21 protein-coding genes are annotated in these 20,910 nt (G+C 67.8%); 8 read left to right on the top strand and 13 right to left on the bottom strand.

The features are described 5' to 3' along the window. Positions 1 to 82: 82 nt before the first annotated feature. Complete coding sequence (locus FMQ63_RS08510) at positions 83 to 694, bottom strand: hypothetical protein (RefSeq protein ID WP_225909410.1); 612 nt, start codon at positions 692 to 694, stop codon at positions 83 to 85. 431 nt (positions 695 to 1,125) lie between these two features. Then, positions 1,126 to 1,776: a LysM domain-containing protein gene (locus FMQ63_RS08515; protein WP_225909409.1), complete on the bottom strand. Its 651-nt coding sequence runs from the start codon at positions 1,774 to 1,776 to the stop codon at positions 1,126 to 1,128. A 508-nt stretch (positions 1,777 to 2,284) separates the two neighbouring features. Here FMQ63_RS08515 and FMQ63_RS08520 point away from each other — a divergent pair. Next, entirely contained in the window at positions 2,285 to 2,959 is a 675-nt protein-coding gene (locus FMQ63_RS08520; RefSeq protein WP_225909408.1) for a hypothetical protein, read from the top strand. A 179-nt stretch (positions 2,960 to 3,138) separates the two neighbouring features. Here FMQ63_RS08520 and FMQ63_RS08525 read toward each other — a convergent pair whose 3' ends face one another. The 9 genes from FMQ63_RS08525 to FMQ63_RS08560 form a co-directional block, all read right to left on the bottom strand. Then, on the bottom strand, positions 3,139 to 3,729 hold the full coding sequence (locus FMQ63_RS08525; protein WP_074960240.1) for a GrpB family protein: 591 nt from the start codon (positions 3,727 to 3,729) through the stop codon (positions 3,139 to 3,141). Positions 3,730 to 4,055: 326 nt separating this feature from the next. Next, complete coding sequence (locus tag FMQ63_RS37345) at positions 4,056 to 4,211, bottom strand: hypothetical protein (RefSeq protein WP_011555204.1); 156 nt, start codon at positions 4,209 to 4,211, stop codon at positions 4,056 to 4,058. Between the two features lie 66 nt (positions 4,212 to 4,277). Beyond that, the gene (locus FMQ63_RS08530; RefSeq protein WP_225909988.1) at positions 4,278 to 5,921 is read right to left on the bottom strand and encodes a hypothetical protein; all 1,644 of its coding nucleotides are present in this window, start codon (positions 5,919 to 5,921) and stop codon (positions 4,278 to 4,280) included. Between the two features lie 366 nt (positions 5,922 to 6,287). Beyond that, positions 6,288 to 7,127 (bottom strand): hypothetical protein, encoded by an 840-nt coding sequence (locus tag FMQ63_RS08535; protein WP_011555202.1) that lies wholly within the window; start codon positions 7,125 to 7,127, stop codon positions 6,288 to 6,290. Further along, positions 7,124 to 7,699, bottom strand: coding sequence for a hypothetical protein (locus FMQ63_RS37820; RefSeq protein WP_228556386.1), 576 nt, complete (start codon positions 7,697 to 7,699; stop codon positions 7,124 to 7,126). The genes FMQ63_RS08535 and FMQ63_RS37820 overlap by 4 nt, the downstream gene beginning before the upstream one ends. After that, entirely contained in the window at positions 7,677 to 8,240 is a 564-nt protein-coding gene (locus FMQ63_RS08545; RefSeq protein WP_011555200.1) for a hypothetical protein, read from the bottom strand. Before FMQ63_RS08545 ends, FMQ63_RS37820 begins: the two co-directional genes overlap by 23 nt. A gap of 215 nt (positions 8,241 to 8,455) precedes the next feature. Then, a complete protein-coding gene (locus FMQ63_RS08550) occupies positions 8,456 to 9,367 on the bottom strand; it encodes an RluA family pseudouridine synthase (RefSeq protein WP_011555199.1) in 912 nt (303 codons plus the stop codon). Between the two features lie 72 nt (positions 9,368 to 9,439). Continuing rightward, positions 9,440 to 10,348 (bottom strand): CPBP family intramembrane glutamic endopeptidase, encoded by a 909-nt coding sequence (locus FMQ63_RS08555; protein ID WP_011555198.1) that lies wholly within the window; start codon positions 10,346 to 10,348, stop codon positions 9,440 to 9,442. Positions 10,349 to 10,561: 213 nt separating this feature from the next. Next, entirely contained in the window at positions 10,562 to 11,833 is a 1,272-nt protein-coding gene (locus FMQ63_RS08560; RefSeq protein WP_011555197.1) for a DEAD/DEAH box helicase, read from the bottom strand. A 169-nt stretch (positions 11,834 to 12,002) separates the two neighbouring features. Between FMQ63_RS08560 and hflX the strand changes: the two genes are divergently transcribed. Continuing rightward, positions 12,003 to 13,433 carry a GTPase HflX gene (gene hflX, locus FMQ63_RS08565; protein WP_011555196.1) on the top strand — a complete coding sequence of 477 codons (1,431 nt, stop codon included), beginning with the start codon at positions 12,003 to 12,005 and terminating at the stop codon, positions 13,431 to 13,433. A gap of 120 nt (positions 13,434 to 13,553) precedes the next feature. Here hflX and FMQ63_RS08570 read toward each other — a convergent pair whose 3' ends face one another. Then, complete coding sequence (locus FMQ63_RS08570) at positions 13,554 to 14,297, bottom strand: hypothetical protein (protein WP_225909407.1); 744 nt, start codon at positions 14,295 to 14,297, stop codon at positions 13,554 to 13,556. Between the two features lie 84 nt (positions 14,298 to 14,381). Further along, positions 14,382 to 14,579 carry a hypothetical protein gene (locus FMQ63_RS08575; RefSeq protein WP_020477764.1) on the bottom strand — a complete coding sequence of 66 codons (198 nt, stop codon included), beginning with the start codon at positions 14,577 to 14,579 and terminating at the stop codon, positions 14,382 to 14,384. A gap of 348 nt (positions 14,580 to 14,927) precedes the next feature. Here FMQ63_RS08575 and FMQ63_RS08585 point away from each other — a divergent pair, with 348 nt between their 5' ends. From FMQ63_RS08585 to FMQ63_RS08610, 6 genes are all read left to right on the top strand, one after another. Then, positions 14,928 to 15,629, top strand: coding sequence for a succinate dehydrogenase cytochrome b subunit (locus FMQ63_RS08585; RefSeq protein WP_011555192.1), 702 nt, complete (start codon positions 14,928 to 14,930; stop codon positions 15,627 to 15,629). 2 nt (positions 15,630 to 15,631) lie between these two features. Then, a complete protein-coding gene (locus FMQ63_RS08590; RefSeq protein WP_011555191.1) occupies positions 15,632 to 17,545 on the top strand; it encodes a fumarate reductase/succinate dehydrogenase flavoprotein subunit in 1,914 nt (637 codons plus the stop codon). 83 nt (positions 17,546 to 17,628) lie between these two features. Beyond that, the gene (locus FMQ63_RS08595; protein ID WP_011555190.1) at positions 17,629 to 18,102 is read left to right on the top strand and encodes a carboxymuconolactone decarboxylase family protein; all 474 of its coding nucleotides are present in this window, start codon (positions 17,629 to 17,631) and stop codon (positions 18,100 to 18,102) included. A 78-nt stretch (positions 18,103 to 18,180) separates the two neighbouring features. Then, positions 18,181 to 18,993 carry a succinate dehydrogenase/fumarate reductase iron-sulfur subunit gene (locus FMQ63_RS08600; protein ID WP_011555189.1) on the top strand — a complete coding sequence of 271 codons (813 nt, stop codon included), beginning with the start codon at positions 18,181 to 18,183 and terminating at the stop codon, positions 18,991 to 18,993. A gap of 110 nt (positions 18,994 to 19,103) precedes the next feature. After that, positions 19,104 to 19,349 carry a hypothetical protein gene (locus FMQ63_RS08605; protein WP_225909406.1) on the top strand — a complete coding sequence of 82 codons (246 nt, stop codon included), beginning with the start codon at positions 19,104 to 19,106 and terminating at the stop codon, positions 19,347 to 19,349. An 18-nt stretch (positions 19,350 to 19,367) separates the two neighbouring features. Further along, the gene (locus FMQ63_RS08610; protein ID WP_011555187.1) at positions 19,368 to 20,867 is read left to right on the top strand and encodes a DUF488 family protein; all 1,500 of its coding nucleotides are present in this window, start codon (positions 19,368 to 19,370) and stop codon (positions 20,865 to 20,867) included. The last annotated feature ends 43 nt before the right edge of the window (positions 20,868 to 20,910 follow it).

Genomic DNA, 20,910 nt, shown 5'->3' on the forward strand with positions numbered 1-20,910 from the left:
AGGCCGAGCCTTGAGGCGGGAGTCCTCGAACGAGGTTTCTCCCGCCCCAAACCTCACGTGGCCCGAGGTGCGAGGCGAGGTCTCACGGGAACGCCATGATCGTCGGCGGCGTGGTGCTGGTGAAGAAGTCCGGATACCTCGCTGTGTAGTGGCTCCCGCTGCCGCTCTCTCCCGAGATGACGCCGGTCTTCGAGCCCGAGACGGTTACCGTGGTGCCGTCCGCGGCAATCGCCACGTTCTCCGACACGATGTTGCCCGCCCCCAGGAAGACGCCCAAGCCGCTGCTCCGGATGACGGTCAGTGTGGCCGGGTCCACGTGGTGCACGCTGAGGGTGATGGGCGCGCTGCCGCTGAGGCTCGACTTCTTGGTGTAGCTCGCGGCGATTCCCAGCGCGTTCCCCGCCACGGATCGCGTCGGCTCATAGACGATGGACGTGCCCAGGGTCACGCTGCCGTAACCATACACACACGTCGGGATGGGCTGGCGGAAGAGCTTGACGTCATAGACAGTCGGCGTCACGTTCGGCTGCGGGTACGCGGAGATGCTGTAGATGCATCCGTCAAGCGACACGGATGACACCGCTGACTCTTGCTGCGCCAGCGCGTCGTCCTGCCCGGTCACCCCATCCTCTCCGCCGCAGGCAGGGAAGAGAACAGCGGTACAAAGATAGACAGACATTTTGAAGAATCGCATCGTGCAATGACTCCTTTGCTCGCGGGGGAAGCGAGGGAAGGGTAACAGCAAAGCCATTCTCTTCGTGGGCAATCTGCGCGCATCCACTCGCTCATCGATGACCCCAGCGGTGGAGCTGGTGGCGCTCAGGCCTGACACACCCGGGCGCTCTCCGTGTTTCCCCTGGGGTACCTTCGACACGCTTCCTCCCGGTGTCTTCCCAGGAAATGGAGCGGCTTTGGGCCACGATGATTGTCGAAGCCGGCTGTGTCGCTCCCTTTGTCGTCCGGGGCCGGTTCAGCGAGGGGCTCGAAGGCGAGGCGAACCTCAAGCCCTGCATCTGCGAATGGGACGCAGCGCACGTCCCGCGTTTTCCCTCCGCTGGAAACGACGAAGCCCCCGACCCTCTACAGGGCCAGGGGCTTCCAGGGATGCCTTCTGCGCAGCAGGCACTACACGATGGGCATGAAGACCTTGAAGCCCGTGCGCCCGCTGTTGGTCGTGTTGCGCTCGATGAAGTCGCTCGCGGACGAGTGACCATCACCCAGGGTGACGGCCGTGTGGCCGTAGATGCTGCCCAGGCGCGTGGAGGTGCTCTCCCAGGTGAGGACGAGGCCCGGAATCTTCAGCGCCTCCTCCAGCGACATGTTGACCTGCTTGAACTTGTCGCGCGGGAGGTTGTTGTCAATCTGGTTGCCGTTGCCCGACACGCCAATGCCCAGGGAATTGCGGATGGCCCGGCTGACGCCCGTGGCGCACAGGCCCTGGCTGTTGTAGCCGCCCATGCCCATGGCCGCCGAGCGGGCCGCATCCGCCAGTCGACGCATCGCGTCAGACGCGTTGCTGGGCCCCGCGCCCGTCGGGCCGCCGACGTCCGCTCCACCGCTCACGCCACCAGAGGGGCCTCCACCGCGAACGCCCTGACGGCCGCCTCCGGCGTCGAAGCTGTCACGACCGGAGTGCCCGATGCGCAGCGTGTTCCCCGCGTAGATGAGGTCGGGGTTCGTGATGTTGTTGTCACGGGCCAGCTTCTCCACCGTGGTGCCGAAACGGGCCGCCAGGCCGGAGAGGGTATCGTTGGGACGGATGCGGTAGTTGGACATGGAAGCTCCTACACCCATTCTCGCGACTTCCCCGGTGGAGTTGCTTCACCCTTCCAAGATTCTTGGATTGTTTGGGGAGTCTCGAGATTTCACCCAGAGCGACGCTCGTGCCTCTCCATGTGCGGACGCACCCATGGCGTGCCAGGAGCCGGACATTCGGAGAAGGCCCCTGCCGAGTCCCTCCTGTGGCGCGGTCATCGCGCCGCGCGTCTACGACTGCCCCCTCTGCGCCTGATGCGGCGACTGGTCAGTGACGTCAATGACTGGAGTGACGGTTCTCCTGCGTGGACTTCGGCCAACTGTGCAGCACCGTGACGTTCATCCTGTCCGGAGGCCGCGTGGCGCCGTCACGACTCCGTCACAGCAACCATGGTCTCATCGCATGGTGTCCAGGGCGGACGGTGGGGGAGCCTGCTCCGACGTGCCCGCATTCCTTTCATGAAGGCCACCTCCGCCCAGGGTGCGTGAAGCGAAGTCCTTCGTTTCCTCGTTGAGCGGAGGTATTGAGATGATGGCTCGTCTGATGCGCGTCCTGGTCATGGGGCTGGTGTGGATGCCGTTGCTGGCGCGAGGACAGGGGCTTTCCAAGGAGGAAGTCCGCGAGCCTCCCGTGGACATGGCGTCACAGTCCTCTACCGAGTCGCCGCCCACAGCCTCGCCGATGCAGGGCTCCGGGGTGGCGGCGGATGATGACTACTCACTTGGAGGGCACCTGGTCGTCGGGACGCTCCTGGGTGGCGTTGGGCTCTTCACTGGCACGCTGGTGGGAGGATTGGTCGGCGCAGTGCTGGATAGCGATTGCCCGCTGACGCGCTGCGGAGACACATTCGCGTTCGCCATTCCAATGAGCCTGGGGACCGCGCTCGGAACGTCGCTCGCCATCTACCTGACGGGGGACAAGTTCAACGGGAGGGGCAACTTCGGCCCCACCTTCCTGGGCGCCGCACTGGGAGCGGTTCCATTCGCCTTGCTCACGACCAGCCGCCACGATCGCGTGGCGAGGATTGGCACCGTCGGGATGCTGGTCACTCCTCTCATCGGTTCGTTCACGGGCTACTGGCTTTCGCGATCGCCGAGCCCTTCGCGCGGGACAGCGCGCGCCGAGCTGCCGGAAGCCCAGGCTGCTCCGGTGCTGGGCCTGACTCGAGGCGGTGGGCTCGTCGGGGTGATGGGACACTTCTGAGCCTCCGCGATGCGGATGAGACGCAGTTCCTCTACGGCGATTGTTTGGGGGAGGCGGAGCACTGCTTTCTGTACGATCAAGAGCAGGGCTTCCGGTCAGTCTCGCCCGGCCAGGAGCTTGGGGGCGGTTCAATTCGGCGGAGCCTGGCGAACACCACGACGACCGGCACGCGCCGCGCCTCAGCGAATCCAGCCCGCCGCGCGAAAGATCCGCGCGTAGAGGTCGCGGATCACCGGCTCCTTTCGGCGGTTGTATTCCATCACATCGTCCATGCCTTCGGCGGAGGTGTACTTGACCGCCGCGTAGCGCTGCCGGTCGTCGTCGTGCTCGCGCAGCCAGTCGCGGAACATGAGGTGGCGAATCACCTCGGGGCAGTCCGGGCCGAACACATGCAGGTTCACGCGTGGCGCGGCGAGCCGCAGGCAGCGGTGCTGATGCCAGGACGGCTCGCGGATGATGAGGTCGTAGCCCAGGCTCTCGAGGGCAGGCACATAGTCGTCCTCGCGCGTGGGGTCGGCGACGATGAGGTCGATGTCGATGATGGGCTTGGCGGAAAGGCCCGGCACGGCGGTCGAGCCGACGTGCTCGACCTGCATGGCCGATGCGCCCATCACACCCTGGATGGCCACGGCAAGCTCCGCGTAGCGCGTCGGCCATCCGGCATCATAGGGAGCGACTGCAACTTTCTCAGGAGCGGGCTTTCCTTTTACCCAGGGGTTCTCGCCTGGGTCGGCATCGTAATGACGCATGATGTCTTCGGGGCGTGGCATGCTGGGCATTCTCGTTCAGCTTCGCGTTGTGGCCCATGCGAATCTCGCCATGCGCTGACGCGGAGCCCCTCCGCAAGCACTGGCACCTCCATGAGCTGAGTCAGTGGTCGCGCGGTATCGCTGATGCGCATGACCTCCTCCGGCGAACACGGGCCAACGGTATCGGCCGGGGCATTCCAATGAAGGAAGTGGGCCATGAGCTTCTCGACGGTAAAGCGCCACTTCGGCGTGGTCGGCTGACAAATTCACTCGGACGAAATACTCCGCCTTCTCAGGGGCGCTCCCCGAGGCGCTGTGCGCCAGCAGCACTCCGCTCCCGCGGGAATTCAGTCGTCGCGCACGTTCCGGACATCCGGCTTCTTGCATCCGGGCGTCAGGCACACCCCGCCCACGACTGCACCGCCCCCGAACCCCGGCTGAAGGTCCAACGTATGCGTGTGGAAGCGCACGCGGACGAAGGGATGACCACACCGCAGGTCCATGTCCAGGGCAGGGTCATGCTCCTCCGGGAGCAGCGGCAGCCCGCCGATTTGAAGCGCGAGCGGATGTCACTCGTGTTGACGCGTGAGGAAGCGCTCGTACCGCCACGGCACGAAGCCCTTGGGAAACGGCTTCTTCAGCGCGGCGGCGTCCCGGTACTCGACGAAGGCACGCGCGGGCGTCTTCGGGGCGCGCGCTGGCTTCACCGCGCGGGCGAACAGCAAGGACCTGTCACAAGGCTCGCACTCGTAGAGGCGCACGGTGCGCGCCTCCATCCCAGCGTCGAGCGAGGGAATGTGGAGTACGCGGCTCGGCTTCACGCGCCGGTTGCACTCGGGGCAGGCAGCCCGGGCCTTCAGGTCCGCGGCGGAGAGGCGACCCGGCTGGGCGTCCCAGCAGCGCGCGCCCGTGAGCCCGAAGGGCGCGGGGTGGAGGCGGGCCCGCTCCGCGCTCTCGAGGATGGCTTTCGGCAAGCGCTTCGCGCGCTTGAGCGCCTCGAGTTGCTCCACCAGCCAGTCGCCCTCGACGTCCTCCAGCTCGGGCCGGCGCCCCTCCACCAGCCATTCGACGACGGCGCGCGCCAGGTTCACGCGTGCGCTCGGCGCGGAGCCCTTCGCGTCCGGACTCCCCGCCTCCGCGAGCACCGCCGCGAGCGCATGGGCTTGCGACTTCGCCTTCGCGCTCCGCCGCTTCAGGTAGTCCCCGAAGCCCGTGCCGTCACTCAGGGCACGGCGGTCCAACTCCTTCTCGTGCAGCTTCTGCTCCTTCTCGGTGACCAGGTCAGGCGCGATGTGCTGGAGCACCCCCAGGAGCTCGGCGGAGAGCGCCACCTTTGCCCCCGCGAGGCGCCGGAGGAAATCCAGGGCCTGCTTGACCTGCTCGAACCTGTACGAACCTGGAACCGAGCTCCCGCTGACATCCCTCGCCGCGAGCCACCCGGGAGCCCAGGGAGCCACGGCCGCTATCTCCTTGAACCGATGCCCTTGCTCCCGAGCCAGCCGCTCCAGGGGCTTGCGCGCCGAGGGCTTCGTCAGCGTTTGCAGGGACGCGCACCACGAGGCGAAGCTCGACTCATCCAGCAGCCCCGGCGGCGAGTAGCGCTTCGGCCAGGTCTCCACCTCCGTGAGCAGCTCGATGCGTCGGCGCAGCTCACGAGGGTCCGTCGTTTCGAACTCGAACCTGGGCAGCAGCTCCTCGTACGTCAGCGCCTCGAACGCGTTGCGCGGCCGGAACACGTTGGCGAAGAAGACGTCGTTCTTGGGAAGCGGAATGTTCAGCTTCACCAGCCGGGTGCGCAGCAGCCGCAGGGACTCATCGTCTTCGGGACGTGACTCGGCGCCAATCGGCGCGGTGAAGTCCCGCTCGCAGCTCACGCATGCCACGGCGGTCGGAGCGGTGGCTGTGCCACACGCGCAGCGCAACACGGTGGCCTTGCGTGGCACGTACTTCAGCGCCGCTTCCCGGCAGTGCTTCTGCAGCATGACGAAGTCGGTCTTCACGCGGCGGTCGGAGTGAGCCACCGGGAGCGCGCGTTTCTTTCCCTCCCAGAGGAAGCACCGCACCTCGCCGTCGAGGGTGAACTCCGCCAGCTCTCCACGCCCCCCGAGCCGCAGGGTCCAATCGAGCAGCGCCTCGAGCATCGCGCGCTGCGCCGGAGCGTCCGCCTCCGGCACGGCGCAGCTCAGCTCGATAGGGCAGATGAGGGTCGACACGTCGAACAAGGGACGCCGCTGCAGCTCTTGGAGGAGCTCTCCTACCGGGAGGGACTGCCCTTCCAATCGACCGGCGGACCACTTCTTCTGAGAGGCCCCAGCGGCATCGATTCGAGCCGCCAGCCCCCGCAACCCCTGGATTCGCACACGCGCTCCTGATGTGAACTCCGGCGACAGCGTCTACCCGAGGGCAACTGTCATCGTCCATCCGGGACGCCACGAGCAGGATGCCCCTCACCTCCGCGCCAGCCCACGAAGCCAGCGGTGAAGCACGGAGCCGCGTCCCAGTCTCACGCTCACCGCGGGCTCGTGCTTCGCCAGAGTGCTGGAGAGCGCTACCTTCCTGGCGCGGCGCGAGCCGTTCTCTCAGGCTGGAGGCAGGCTGACGACCTTGCCCGGTACGTGCCCCTTCTTGAGTCGGGGCTCGACCGCTGCTTGCAGGTACTCCAGCCAGTCGATGAGGGCCTCGTCGGGGAGGTGATGGGAGCGGCTCTTCCAGAGTGCCCGCTCCAGTCCTCGGGGTGGACAAAGGCGAGACGTCAGTTCCCGCCGGACTGTCTGCTCCGGGTACGCGCGGAGGAATGCCTCCGCCAGGGAGCGAGCTTGCTCCAGCGGCGCGCGTCCTCTCAGGTCCAGCAGGAGTACGAGGAGGTCGTCCGCATGCCGTTCGCTGGCGTCGAGGCTGGTGTCGTGTTCCGTCTCGAAGTCGATGAGCCAAGCGCGCTGCTTGACCTCGTCATAGAGGAGGTTCTTCAGGTGGACGTCCCCATGGGACCATGCCCGGGAGGCGCCGGGTAGCGTCAGGCCGTGGGCCCGGTGCAATTCCCTCGCGGCGGCCTCCATGATGTTCGGCGTGAGTCGACCTTGCTGGAGCAGCCGGTCGAGGCGCTCTCCTGGAAGGGCCTCCAGGACAACCGCGCGTCCGCCACAAGGCTCGGCAAGGCGGCCCGGGTGCAGGAGCGCGAAGGAGGCCAACTCCCGACCTCGCCAGCGTGAGACTGAAGGATGCATCCGGATGCGGCTGCGCGACAGGTGCAGGAAGACATTGCCTACGGCGATGACCGCACCCATGCCGAGGCGTCGCTGCTTGTGCCAGAGGGAGACGCCTCGCCGGACTTCCAGGGACACCGTGTTGATGCGCACCGCGTCCATCGCGAGGGCGAGTCCGTGGTTCCAGCACTCCGGGAGGGACCGCGCGCGGCTCACGTTCGTAGATCCTCGTACCAGAGCACGACCGCGAGACAGCCCAGACACCAACAGCGGAGCCATCCGCGTCCTACCACCCCTCCGAGCAACATCACCCCGGCCAGCATGAGCACCGTTCCCATGGCGCTCGGCGTACCGCCTGCCCGGCGGAGCAGGGCGCGTCCGCTTCGCCAAGGATGCTCCGTGCCATCCAACAGCAGTGGGAACAGGAAGAGCCCCTGGGCCTCAGCGGCATAGAACGCGAGCCCCGCCACTACGAGCGCCACCGCGAGAGGTGCCCCGAGTCCGGATGCGAACCCTCCGGCGACTCCTGCGGAGAGCAGTGCGCCACCGTACTTGAGGGCGCCCCATCGACCCACGTTGGGCGGCACGGTGGCCGCGGGCTGACCTCGTACCAGGGCCAGACCGTTCGCCATCCACGCCGCGCCGCCAGTGAAGCCCGTTCGCCATGCGCCTCGTGCCTCGTCGGCGAGCACCGAGCCGGGGGCGTCGTAGAGGCAGGCCGCGCGCTTCAGCAACTCGGTGCCTCGCTGCCATGACGAGGATGGGCTATCCGCCACGAAGATTCTCACGGACGAAGCAGAAATGCGCCCACGCGAGGAAGGCCGCCGCATGGCCGGCGAGCAGCGTCCGGTGCAGCAGGGCCTCCCACCGGTCGCACCGCCGACGGTGAAAGACGAACTCGTCGTAGCAGATGAGGGCCACCGTCCCGATGAGGACGACGAGCACGGGGAGCAGATACATCTGGGGCCTGTGCGCCACCGACGCGGCGCACATCAAAAGGAACAGCGGGAGTCCTCCGCCAGCCAGGGCCAGGAACTCCGCCTGGTGCTCCCTTGGCCCGACTCGGAGCCGGGCCACGCGGTGGTAGCGCCAGTCCGCCACGCCGGCCGCTGTCGCCGTCGTTCCGGCCAGCCCCACCACCCAGAACTCCCAGGGGTAGTGGAGGGGCTCGGCGAGCCAGGAGAATCGCGTCTGCTGAGACACCACCAGCAGCGCCATCACGAACAGCACGCCCGGTGCGAGCGAGGCCAGCAAGTTGGCGGCATCCCGGACGCGCTTCAGGGATGGGCGACTCAGCAGCGGGGAAGGGCGAGAGGATGCATTTGCCATGGTGGGCTCTCGGAGGACTCGCGGAGGAGCTTGCCATGGATAGACGCCTCCCTCACCGGGAGATGCAGGGTGCCCACATGAGAGGCCTATGAAGGGAGTGCTGCATGCCAGGGAAGTGCTTCACGTCAAATGCCAACCACGTCGTTGCTCTTTTCGGCCATGGCCTGCTTCCTCCCCACTGTCCGTGCGCGTGGCTCGAGGGATGAGCCCGGGCGCTACCGCCAGGAGTCCTGGACGCGGAGCTCGAGCGGGGCTGGCGCCTGAAGCTGAACGTGCTCGCCCGAGCGCGGGTGCTGGAAGGTGAGCGACTCCGCGTGCAGCAGATAGCCGCCGTCTCCGGGCAGGCCGGGGTTCTCCGCCAGCGGCAGGCCGCCCACGGCGAAGAGCGGGTCACCCACGAGCGGGTGGCCGATGAAGGCGAGGTGGATGCGGATCTGCTCGGAGCGCCCCGTGTGGATGTCCACCTCGAAGAGGGTGTGCTCGGTGCGCCGCTCCAGCACCCGGGCCGTGCTGTGAGAGGGTTTTCCCCGCGCACTGGCACCATGGACTTCGCCCAGCCGCGGATGGGGCACCAACCCGATGGGCGCGCGGATGTCGTAGGACTCCTGGGCGGCGAGTCCCTGGGAGAGTGCGCGGTAGCGCTTGTGCACGCGGCCCTCGCGCCAATCGCTCGCCAGGCGCGCGGCTGCGTCGCGGGTGCGGGTGAAGAGCACGAGGCCCGACGTCGCGCGTCCCAGGCGGTGCATGGGAACCGCCTCGGGCCATCGTGCCTGGACGAAGGAGAGCAGGGTGTTCTTCAGGAAGCCTCCCGAGGGCAGGGTCGGCAGTCCGCTCGGCTTCACCACGACGACCAACTCCGCGTCCTCGTACACGAGCTCGAAGGACTGCGGAGTGTCCGCCTCCTCCCATGGCGGGCGGTGCCAGCACAGCCACTGCCCCGGCCTCAGCGGCTCCGAGCCGTCGGCGGTGACGTCGTCGAGTCGCACCTCGCCCCGCGCGAAGCGTGCCCGCCACTCCTCCTCCGAGGAGTGACGATACTTGTCCGTCATATGGGCGAGCGCGCTGCTGCCCGGTCGGCGCCCGAGCTTCTCGCGATACACATAGCCGTCGTTGAGCAGCACTCGCACACCCTACACCGCGTGGGCTCGCGGTGGGAGGCACTCCGCCTCCCGTCGCCGTCCTCCGCGTCTGGCTTACCCTCAAAGCGGCGGCAGCTTGTCCAGGTAGCCTGACTTCGACAGCCACATCACCAGCGCGAAGCTGATGGTGTTGAAGGCCGCGTGCGCGACAACCAGGGGCAGCAGGCGTCCCCGGAACCAGAAGACGAACCCGAACCAGGCCCCCATCACGAAGGTCTGGAAGACGGCGAGCGTGCCTTCGTAGAAGTGGCCCACGGAGAACAGCACGGCCGCGACCAGCACCGCGGGCACCCAGCGGCCCATCACCACGCGCAGGCGGGGCACGAGGAAGCCCCGGAAGACGAACTCCTCGAAGCCTGTCACCAGCACCATGATGGCCGCGAAGGCGGGCACGTCCAGGCCGGTGTCGATGAGCGCGGTGGCCAGGCCCTTGCGCGCCAGCATCTCCTTGTCGGCCAGCTTCAACGCCACGGCGACGGCCGCCATGGGCACCGACGCGGCGATGTGCACCGCGTAGGTGGCGACGAGCACCGGTACGCCGAGCAGCAGCTCCTTCGCCCAGCCCTCGCGCGCCAGCCCTACCTGCGCGGGCCCTTGTCTGTCGCGCCACACCAGCACCGCCACCAGCAGGATCATCCCCAGTGCGCGGATGCACAGGGGCGCCATGGACAGGGAGATGCCCTTCTCCTGCTCCGCCGCGGTGGCGACCCAGGCGCCCGCGCCCGTGCCGCCCAGCGCCACCAGGAGCCCCAGGACGCCCAGCCAGGCGCCTGCGCGCGTGGCCTCCCAGGGGCGCAGCAGGGCCAGTCCCCAGGCGAGCAGCGCGACCGCGAGCACGGCCAGGACGACCCGACCCGCGGGGCCCGCCGACGAGGGCCCGAGGACGGCGAGGAACACGAACGCCGCTTCTGACAGGGCCCGGCGCCGCGGCGGGGCGTTCTCCAGCAGCACGGCGACATCACGACGCACGGGGCGTTCCTCCGGTCCAGGCCACGGGGCAGGGGCCTCGCGGGATTCCGGACACGCTACCGGCTTCGCCCTCGGGTTTCTGAGCCCTCCTCGGCTTTCCGTTCATGCGACGCGTGCGTTCCAGCGGGAGCGCCCGGGGAGGGAAGGGTGGCATCCTCATTGACGGCCGCGAAATCGCACGTGGCCTTGCTGGACACGCGGGAGCAGGAGCCGCTACGGCCCTTGCTTCGGAGGGCGAGTGGCGGCGGCAGCGGCGGCTTCGCGCAGCTTGTCCTTCTTGCTCTTGCGCCGACCCTTCACTCCGCCGTTTGGATCCCGGGGCGGCGTGGTCGTCGAGACCTCTTCCGTCGGCTCGAAGCCCGGCACCTGCTCGCGCGGGAGGTCGAGCTGGTGGCGTTTCTCGATGAGTCGGAAGTGGGCTTCGGTGCCCGCGCTGACGAAGCTGATCGCCACGCCCTTGTCGCCCGCGCGCCCCGTGCGGCCGATGCGATGCACGTAGTCCGCGGTCGAACGGGGCAGGTCGTAGTTCACGACCGCCGGCAGCTGCGCGATGTCCAGGCCGCGAGCGGCGACGTCCGTGGCCACGAGCACGCGCACGCGCTTCGCCTTGAAGTCCGCGAGCGCCCGCGTGCGCGCGCCCTGGCTGAGTTCCCCATGCAATGACGTCGCGACGATGCCGGCGCGGTTCAGCTTCAGGGCGACATGGTCCGCCGTGTAGCGACTGGCCACGAACGTGAGCACATGGCTCCACGCATGTGTTTCCAACAGGTGCCGCAGCAGCATCGTGCGCCGGGGCACATCCACCTGGAGGGCTCGCTGGAGGATGAACTCCGTCGAGGGCAGCTCCCCGTCATCGACGTCGATGCGCGTGGGCTCGTGCAGCAACTGCTCCGCGAACTTCCGCACCGCGGGCGGGAAGGTGGCGGAAAACAACAGGTTCTGGCGGCGCGTGGGCAGCAGCGCCAGCAGGCTGTTGAGCTCATCGGCGAAGCCCAACGAGAACAGCCGGTCGGCCTCGTCGAGCACCAGCGTCTCCACCTGGTCCAGCCGGAGCGCGTTTTGATGCACCAGGTCCAGCGCGCGGCCGGGCGTGGCCACGACGATGTCCGCGCCGCCCCGCAGCGCCAGCATCTGCGGGTTGGCGGAGACGCCACCGACCGCGAGGCAGGTCTTCAGCGGCTTCTTCAGGTGTTGGCCGTACCGCTGGATTGAATCGACGATCTGCGCGGCGAGTTCCCGCGTGGGCACCAGGATGAAGGCCCGCACCGGTCGGACCGACCCTCCGGGACGTGCCCGCAGGGCTTCCAGGATGGGCAGCAGGAACGCGGCGGTCTTCCCTGAGCCCGTCTTCGCCGAAGCCCAGACGTCGCCACCTCGCAGGACCACGGGGATGGTCGCGCGCTGCACCGGCGTGGGTTCGTCGTATCCGAGTCCGGCCACGGCGCGGGTGAGCGCGTCCGACAGGCCGAGCGAAGCGAATGTCATGGGATGGAAGCCTTGGGTAGCGCGAGGACGCGGAAGCCTACCCTGCCCGGGAGGTCCGCCCCCGGAATTCCTACCCCCCTCTCCATCCAGGCAAGGTGTCGCCCGGACCCCGAGGGGGGCGGGGGGCGTGGACTCGCCCCGTCGCGGGACGGCCCGACGTGTTACGAGCATGCGCATGGCGATTTCCACATTCCCTGAGCGTCTGCGTGCCGTCCTCGTCGGTGTCCAGCTTCCGGGCGTCTCGGACGAAGAGCACGCCGCGGACTTCGCGGAGCTGCGCCGGCTGGTGCACACGCTGGGGTATGACACGGTGGCGACCGTGTCCCAGAAGCGGACGCGGCTGGCCACGGGCACGGTGCTCGGGACGGGCAAGCTCAAGGAGCTGGCGGCCCTCACCGGAGGCTCGGGCGTGATTGCATCCGGAGCGAGCGACCGGACGTCCAAGGCCCGCGAGAAGTGGGAGGCCGCCGCCAACACGGAGCCCGACTCCGAGGACGAGGTTGTCGAAGAGGAGGCCGACGGCGTGGAGACGGAGGACGCGCTGCTGCCTCCGCCTTCGGAAGAAGACGACAAGGCGGAGCCCCGGCCCACCGTGGTGGTCGTGGACCACGAGCTGTCTCCCGGCCAGCTGCGCAACCTGGAGAAGGCCACCGGCGCGATGGTGCTGGATCGCGCGGGCGTGATTGTCGACATCTTCCACCGGCACGCGAAGAGCCATGAAGCGCGGATGCAGGTGGAGATCGCCCGGCTCAACTACCTGGCCCCCCGGCTGCGCGAATCCACCGGAGGCCGCGAGCGGCAGCAGGGGCGTGGCGCGGGGGACTCGGCGCTGGAGCTGGACCGCCGCAAGATTCGCGACCGGCTGGCGGAGTTGCGCGAGGGCCTGGCGGCCATCCAGAAGGACCAGGACCACCGCCGCTACGCGCGAAGGGACCTGCTGCGGGTGGCATTGGTGGGCTACACGAACGCGGGCAAGTCCTCGCTGATGCGTGCGTTGACGGGCAGCACGGTGCTGGTCGCGGACCAGCTCTTCGCCACGCTCGACACCACGGTGCGCGCGATGCAGCCGGAGACCCGTCCGCGCATCCTGGTCTCCGACACGGTGGGCTTCATCCAGAAGCTGCCGCACGACCTGGTCGCGTCCTTCCGCTCCACGCTGGACGAGGCCCTGGAAGCGTCACTGCTGCTCTATGTGGTGGATGCGTCGGACCCCACGTGGGCCGCGCAGTTGGAGGTCACCCGCACGGTGCTCCGGGATATCGGCGCGGACGCCGTCCCGAGCAAGCTTCTCTTCAACAAGGCGGACCGGCTGGACGCGGCGGCGAAGGAAGCGCTGCTCGCGAAGCACCCGGACGCCTTGCTGCTCTCCGCGCACCTGCCGGACGACGTGGCGATGCTGCGCAAGAACATCATCGCCTTCTTCGAGTCCTCGATGGTGGAGGCAGACCTGGTGATTCCCTACTCCCGGCAGGGGCGCATCAGCGAGGTGTACGAGCACACCACGGTGGTGTCCCAGGCCTACGACGAGAGCGGCAGCCGGCTGCGCGTGCGGGGCCTTCCAGGGGCCATCGCGAAGCTCACCCAGTCGTTCCAGGAATAGGCCTTCTCTGGGGCCACCCCAGCGAAGGTCGTCCACTCCGCCTGCCTCACGGGCCGGGAAACCGGAGGCCCCTGACGCCCGCGCTCCGGCACGGCACCGGAGGCGGGCTGTTCCAGCGGACTACTCGGCGCGGCAGACGGCCGGCGCGGAGAGGTTGGGGCGAATCATCTTGAACGGCTGAATCAGGTCCGGGACGCGGAGCAGCGCGTCACGGCAGCTCGCCTCGTCGTTGCCAGACATCTCCACCTTGAAGCTGCAGTCCTGCGCGCCCTCGCAGACCGTCTTGGCCAGCCGCGCATAGCAGTCTACGGCGCGGGCGCAGGTGCCCTCGCCCAGGTCCACTGACGCGGAGGATGACGTCGTCGAGGCAGAGGCCGTGTTCGTGTTCGTCGACACCGACGCGCCAGCGGACAGGGAGTCCCGCGAGTTCGCGTCCGGGGCGTTCAGGTTGATGGTGACGTTCGTCTGCGCGGGCGCGTGGGTAGGGGCGGCGACGAAGCGCGGGTTGATGCGGTCCTGGGCGCAGAGGTACAGCTCCTCGCCCTTCTTGCGCACCGTGGCGAGCTTCGCTTCCAGCTCCTCCGGAGGAACCTGCTTGTCGTCCACGGAGACCTGGAAGGTGTACGCGTCCTTCCCATTGTAACGGTAATACATCGTGGAGGTCGCATCGTAGGTGACGGCGATGGCCGTGTTGTCCATGGACTGCGACTCGAGACCGCTCTCCAGGGCGCAGACGCCGATGGACGTCTTGGTCGTCGAGGCGTCATGCGAGTCGACGGGCAGCGTGTAGTACTTGTTGGCACCACAAGCCGCCAGAGAGAGACACAGAGACGTCAGGGACAGTCCCTGGATGAGCCGCTTCATGAGGTTTGCTCCTAGGTAGGGGAATGGGTCCGCGCTGGTGAAGCCCGGCGGAGTGACGCATCGACGCGTGCACCGGTTGCTCATTCAATCCTGACACGAAAAGGCCCGCCACCGGAAGTCTCGGGGACGGGCCTGTCGCGGGCGTTTCTCGAAACCTGGAACTGGTGCGGCGTCGGCGGCGCAGGTCGTCAGCTTGGAGGTGATGTCGATGGACGCGGGGCTCGTCGGCACGGCGATGGTCTTGCCGTTGGCGCCCTTGAAGTCGAGCGTCTTGAGGTTCACCGAGGTCCCACCTTCAAGGAAAGGCCGTGCATGTAGCGCATGAAGCAGGGGACGCGGTGGGCATCGTCGCCCGAGAGTTCTCGCAGCGCTCGTGCGGCCTCTTTTGTGACGTTCAAATCGCGCTCGATGAGGCGCTACGCCACACCTACGTCGCAGACTCGACATGGGCGTTGTGCACTCGCGGGACATACGGGGCGTTGGGCTTGCAGTGAGTGGGCTACGTGCCCAACTCACCTCTTTTCCAGGGGCGCGGACCAACGCCTGCGGAAGGTGCCGGATGATTGATGTTCGCCAGCCGCTGGAGCCGCCCGCGCGTCACGGGCTGCCGAGCCTTGCGAAGGGGAGCGCATGCAGTCCATCGGTGAGTTCAATGAAGACCGCCCGCAGGACGCCTCGCGACGCCGGCATCCGTGGCGGTCCACGGTCGGGCTGAAGGTGCTGATGGCAGCGACTGGCATCGTGCTGGTCGTGTTCCTCGTCTTCCACCTGCTCGGCAATCTCCTCGTTTACCGAGGGCGGGATGCCCTCAACGAGTACTCCGCGTTTCTCGTTCGGGAGCCCCCGCTCCTGTGGGCCGCTCGCGCGGTGCTCCTTGCCTCCGCCGTCATCCACATCGGCGCGGCGGCGCTGCTCTGGAATCGTGACCGCTTCGCGCGCCCGGTGGCTTACCGCCGACTCAGGCCACGATCCACGACCGTGCCCGCTCGGACGATGCGCCTCACGGGCGTCGTGCTCGCGGGGTTCATCGTCTTCCACATTCTCCATCTGACCACTGGGACCATCGCGCCGGTGCCGTTCGAGAAGCATGACGTCTACCACAACGTCGTGGAGGGCTTCCGCGTCCCCTGGGTGGTGGCCATCTATCTCGGCGCGCTGGCCTTCGTCGGGATGCATGTCTGGCACGGTGCATGGGCCTCGCTGCGGAGCCTCGGGAGGTCGCGCCCCTCGCCTCGGCCGAAACGGCGACCGGTTGCGTGGATCCTCGCCCTGGTGCTCTGGGGCGGCTTCAGCAGCATTCCGCTCACGATCTGGCTCGGAGGTGTGCGCTAGCCATGGATCTCGGCGCGAGGATTCCGAGCGGGCCGCTCGAGCAAAAGTGGGAGCGCCGACTGCGCGAAGGACGCCTGGTTGGTCCGAGCAACCGGCGCAAGTACACACTGCTCGTGGTTGGCTCCGGGCTGGCGGGGGCTTCGGCCGCGGCGACGCTCGCCGAGCTTGGCTACCGTGTGCACTGCTTCTCCTTTCACGACTCGCCGAGGCGCGCGCACAGCATCGCCGCGCAGGGCGGCATCAATGCCGCGAAGAACTACCGCAACGACGGCGACAGCGTGTGGAGGCTGTTCTACGACACGCTGAAAGGCGGCGACTTCCGCTCCCGCGAGGCGAATGTCTACAGGCTTGCCCAGGTGAGCAACCGCATCATCGACCAATGCGTGGCCCAGGGAGTCCCTTTCGCCCGCGAATATGGAGGGCTCCTCGCCACACGCTCTTTCGGGGGCGCGCTCGTCTCGCGCACCTTCTATGCGCGTGGACAGACTGGGCAGCAACTTCTCCTCGGCGCCTACCAGGCGCTCGAGCGGCAAATCAGCGCGGGCCAGGTTCGCATGCATCCGAGGACCGAAATGCTCGATCTCGTCATGGTCGACGGACGGGCGCGGGGAATCATCGCGCGCGACCTCCGGACGGGCGAGCTGAGGGCGTTCGCCGGCGATGCTGTGATCCTCGCGACAGGAGGCTACGGCAACATCTACCATCTCTCGACCAACGCGCGAGGCTCGAACGCGACCGCGATCTGGCGCGCGTACCGAAGGGGCGCCGGCTTCGCCAACCCTTGCTTCACGCAGATCCATCCGACCTGCATCCCCGTCAGCGGGCCTCATCAGTCGAAGCTCACCCTGATGAGCGAGTCCTTGCGCAATGACGGGCGTGTCTGGGTGCCGAAGCTCAAGGGGGACCAGCGGACACCGCGCGATATCCCGGAGAGCGAACGGGACTACTTCCTCGAGCGGCGGTACCCAACCTACGGCAACCTCGCGCCGCGTGACATCGCCTCGCGCTCGGCCAAGGAAATCTGTGACCAGGGCAGGGGCGTTGGCCCCGGCGGGCGCGGCGTGTATCTGGACCTCGGTGATGCCATTGAGCGTCTCGGGGCCGGTACCATTCGCGAACGTTACGGGAACGTCCTCGAGATGTACGAGCGCATCACGGGCGAGCACCCGTACCGGGCGCCGATGCGGATCTACCCCGCCGTCCACTACACCATGGGCGGGCTCTGGGTGGACTACGACCTGCGCAGCACCCTGCCGGGCCTCTACGTGCTCGGCGAGGCGAACTTCTCCGACCACGGCGCGAACCGCCTCGGCGCGAGCGCCCTCATGCAGGGGCTCGCCGATGGCTACTTCATCGTCCCGAACACCATCGCGGCCGAGCTGGCGCGTTTCGGGCCAGGGTCGGTCGACCTTGACCATCCCGCGTTTCGAGACGCCGAGCGCATCGTGCAGGCAAAGCTCGAGCGCCTGCTCGCCTCGCGAGGCACGCGAACCGTCGAGGACCACTTCCGCGCGCTGGGTAGCCTCCTCTGGGAACAATGCGGCATGGCGCGCAGCGAGCGCGGGCTGTCCTCCGCGCTCGAGAGCATCCAGGCGCTTCAGGGCGACTTCGAGCGAGATCTCCGGCTGCCGGACACCGGCATCGAGCTGAACGACTCGCTCGAGCGAGCAGGGCGGCTCGCCGATTACTACGAGCTCGCGGAGCTGATGTGCCGCGACGCGCTCGAGCGGCGCGAATCGTGCGGAGCGCACTTCCGCGAGGAGTTTCAAACGGCGGAAGGTGAGGCGCGCCGAGATGACGAGCACTTCTGCCATGTGTCGGTATGGGAATACCGCGGCCAGGATCGACCTCCCGCGCTCCACAAGGAGCCACTCTCCTTCGAGTCGGTCGCGGCGGAGACCAGGAGCTACAAATGAGCACGACCCGAAAGGCGGCCCGGTCCTGGGTGCGCAGCCGTCCGCGCACCCTCTGCCGCCGGAACCGATAGGAGACCTTCGACATGGAACAGCGACTCGATTTCCCCCAGAAATCATCCAGCGCCTACCAGGCGATGCTCGGATTGGAACGCTTCGTCCGCAACTGTGGGCTCGAGCACCCCCTGCTCGATCTGGTCAAGACTCGCGCGTCGCAGCTCAACGGCTGCGCCTACTGCATCGACATGCACACGAAGGACGCTCGCGTCGCCGGGGAAACCGAGCAGCGGCTCTACGGGCTGTCGGCCTGGCGCGAGACGCCGTTCTACACTGAACGCGAGCGCGCCGCGCTCGAATGGACGGAAGCGCTGACGCTCATCTCGCAGAACGATGTCACGGATGAGCTGTACGACCGCGTGCGCCAACACTTCAGCGAAGAAGAGCTCGTCAGCCTCACGATGGCGGTCATCACCATCAACGGCTGGAACCGGATCGCCATCCCGTTCCGCTCCGTGCCCGGCAGCTACCAACCGCCGGCCCGCGCGGCGGCGCATCCGTGATGGGCAATCTGCTGAACACCCGCGCGACGAGTACCTCCATACCGAGGCGCTCGTGGGCGAAGGGGGAAGGAGAACAGCGTGCGCTTCGTTCTGCAGATCTGGAGACAGGAGAGGCCGCGGTCCCTGGGCGCCTTCCGCCGTTACGAGGTGTCTGACATCACCGCCGACATGTCCTTTCTCGAGATGCTCGATGTCCTGAACGAGCAACTCGCCGCCAAAGGCGAGGCCCCGGTCGCGTTCGAGAGCGACTGTCGCGAGGGCATCTGCGGGACGTGCGGCGTGATGATCAATGGCGCGGCGCATGGTCCCCTCGGCGGCGCGGCGGTGTGTCAGCTCCACATGCGCCGCTTTCCGGACGGCGCGCTGCTGGTGATCGAGCCCTGGCGCGCGCGGGCGTTTCCTGTGCTCAAGGATCTCATCGTCGATCGCAGCGCGCTCGACCGAATCATCGGCGCTGGCGGGTTCATCTCGGTGCCAACGGGGGCCGCGCCCGAGGCGAGCACGCGGGCCGTCTCGAAACAGAACGCCGACGGGGCGATGGACGCCGCGGCTTGCATCGGCTGTGGGGCCTGCGTCGCCGCCTGCCCGAACGCCTCGGCCGCGCTCTTCACCGGCGCGAAGGTCTCTCACCTGGCGCTCCTGCCTCAGGGGCGGCCGGAGCGGGAGCGGCGGGTGCTCTCCATGGTCGCGCGCATGGATGAGGAGGGCTTTGGCAACTGCACCTGGCACGGCGAGTGCCAGGCGGCGTGCCCGAAGTCGATCAGCATCGATGCCATCGCGCTCATGAACCATGAATGGCTCCGGGCATCGATCGCATCCCAACGCGAAGTGTGGCGCGAGCCTGAGGCGGACGCCCAGAGCCAAGACCCGGAAAGAGGAGGAACGGCATGACCCAACCGATACATCCCGTAGGCGGAGCAACGTTCGACCTGGCGGCAGTCGAGCGTGAAATGCGGCGAGAAGACGCCTACCAGCGGGAGGGACACACGGCGCGGACTCTGGTGCGCGAGCCCGACCTGCGCATCGTCCTCATCGTGATGAAGGCCGGCGCACGGATGGCGGAGCATCGCGCCAGCGAAACCGTGTCGGTCCACGCGCTCTCCGGGCACGTGCGACTTCGCCTGCCCGACAAGACTGTGGAGCTGCCGTTCGGGCGTTTGCTCGTCCTCGAGAAAGGCCTGCGCCATGACGTGGAGGCGATCGAGGAGAGCGCGTTCCTGCTCACGCTCGGATGGAAGAGCCCATGAGAGAGGGGTAGAAAGTCGATGCGCGGGGCAAAGAGCTGGCAAGGCCTCCAACTCTATACCGTTGGCCACTCGACGCGAACGCTCGACGAGCTCATCGCGCTCCTTCGACCGTTCGGCGTCTCCACGGTGGTTGATATCAGGACGATCCCGCGCTCGCGCCACAATCCGCAATTCGAAAGCGAGGCGCTTCGCTCCGCGCTTCGCCGGCATCACCTCCGTTACGTCCATCTCCCCGCGCTCGGAGGGCTGCGGCACGCGCGGGGTGACTCACCGAACACGGGGTGGCGCAATGCGAGCTTCCGCGGGTACGCGGACTACATGCTGACGGACGCGTTCGAGTCTGGGCTGGCCGAGCTGCGTGAGCTGGTCGCGGAAGGCACGGTAGCGTTGATGTGCGCCGAAGCCGTGCCCTGGCGTTGCCATCGCTCCCTGGTCGCAGACGCCCTGACAGTTCGCGGCGCGCAGGTCGAGCACATCACCAGCCGAACCCGGTCGACGCCGCACCGGATGACCGACTTCGCTCATGTCGATGGCACGCGGCTCACGTATCCGGCGGGCCTCGGCTCATCCCTCGATACGCGCGCGCCGTTTCACCTCGAGGCGACCGTGCGCGTACTGCAGCGGCGGCCGACGAACCTCGTCGACGTCTGGGAGGGCGGACGGTACCTGCGAGCGCTCACGGTCTCCGATGGCTTCGTGCTGGTCGAGGTCTCGAATCAGGGGACGGTGGACGAGCCGCAGGTCCGGTTCCGCGTGCTCGATGGGGATGACTCGCGCGGCGCGCATGCCGAGATCTCTCGGGTGTTGCGGCGGGGGCTCGGACTCGATGTGGACCCGGAGCCGCTCGATCGGCTGCTCCAATCCGAGCGCAAGCTCGGCCCCATTGTGCGGGCGCTGCGCGGTATGCGGCCGCCACGGTTCCCCAGCCTCTTCGAGACGTTCGCGAACGTCATCCCGTTCCAGCAGGTCAGCCTGGACGCCGGGGTCGCAGTCGTTCGCCGTTTGGTAGCGCGCTTCGGCCGGTTCTTGCCGCACGAGGGGCAAGTACGGTACGCCTTTCCTACTGCTGCTGCGCTCGCCGAGGCGCGGCTCGACGCGATTCGCTCCTGTGGCTTGAGCGCGAGGAAGGCCGAGGCGCTCCGCGCGGCCGCCGCCGCCATCCAAGCGGGCGATGTGACAGAGGCCATGCTCTCGCAAATGAGCAGCGCCGAGGCGATGCGGATGCTCACTGGGCTTCACGGTATTGGCCCCTGGAGCGCGGCCTTGGTTCTCCTGCGCGGCTTGGGCCGGCTGGACGTGTTCCCGGAGGGCGATGTCGGGGTCATTCGCGGGCTCTCGGGATTGATGCATGTCGAGCCGGGACCTGCTCTCGAGCGCCTGATCCGCCGCTTCGGCGAGCAGCGTGGGTATTTGTATTTCTGCTCGCTCGGTAGCGCGCTCTTGGCCCGAGGCCTCATTCATGCCGCCGACGCTGGGCCACGGCGAAGCCTTCTAATCGCGCCGGAGTCGCACCATTGAGGTCAACGCAGCGATGCCTGCCGATGTGCAACTCATGCAGAGG

Source organism: Myxococcus sp. CA005 (assembly GCF_006518205.1).
GTDB classification, from domain to species: Bacteria; Myxococcota; Myxococcia; order Myxococcales; family Myxococcaceae; genus Myxococcus; species Myxococcus xanthus.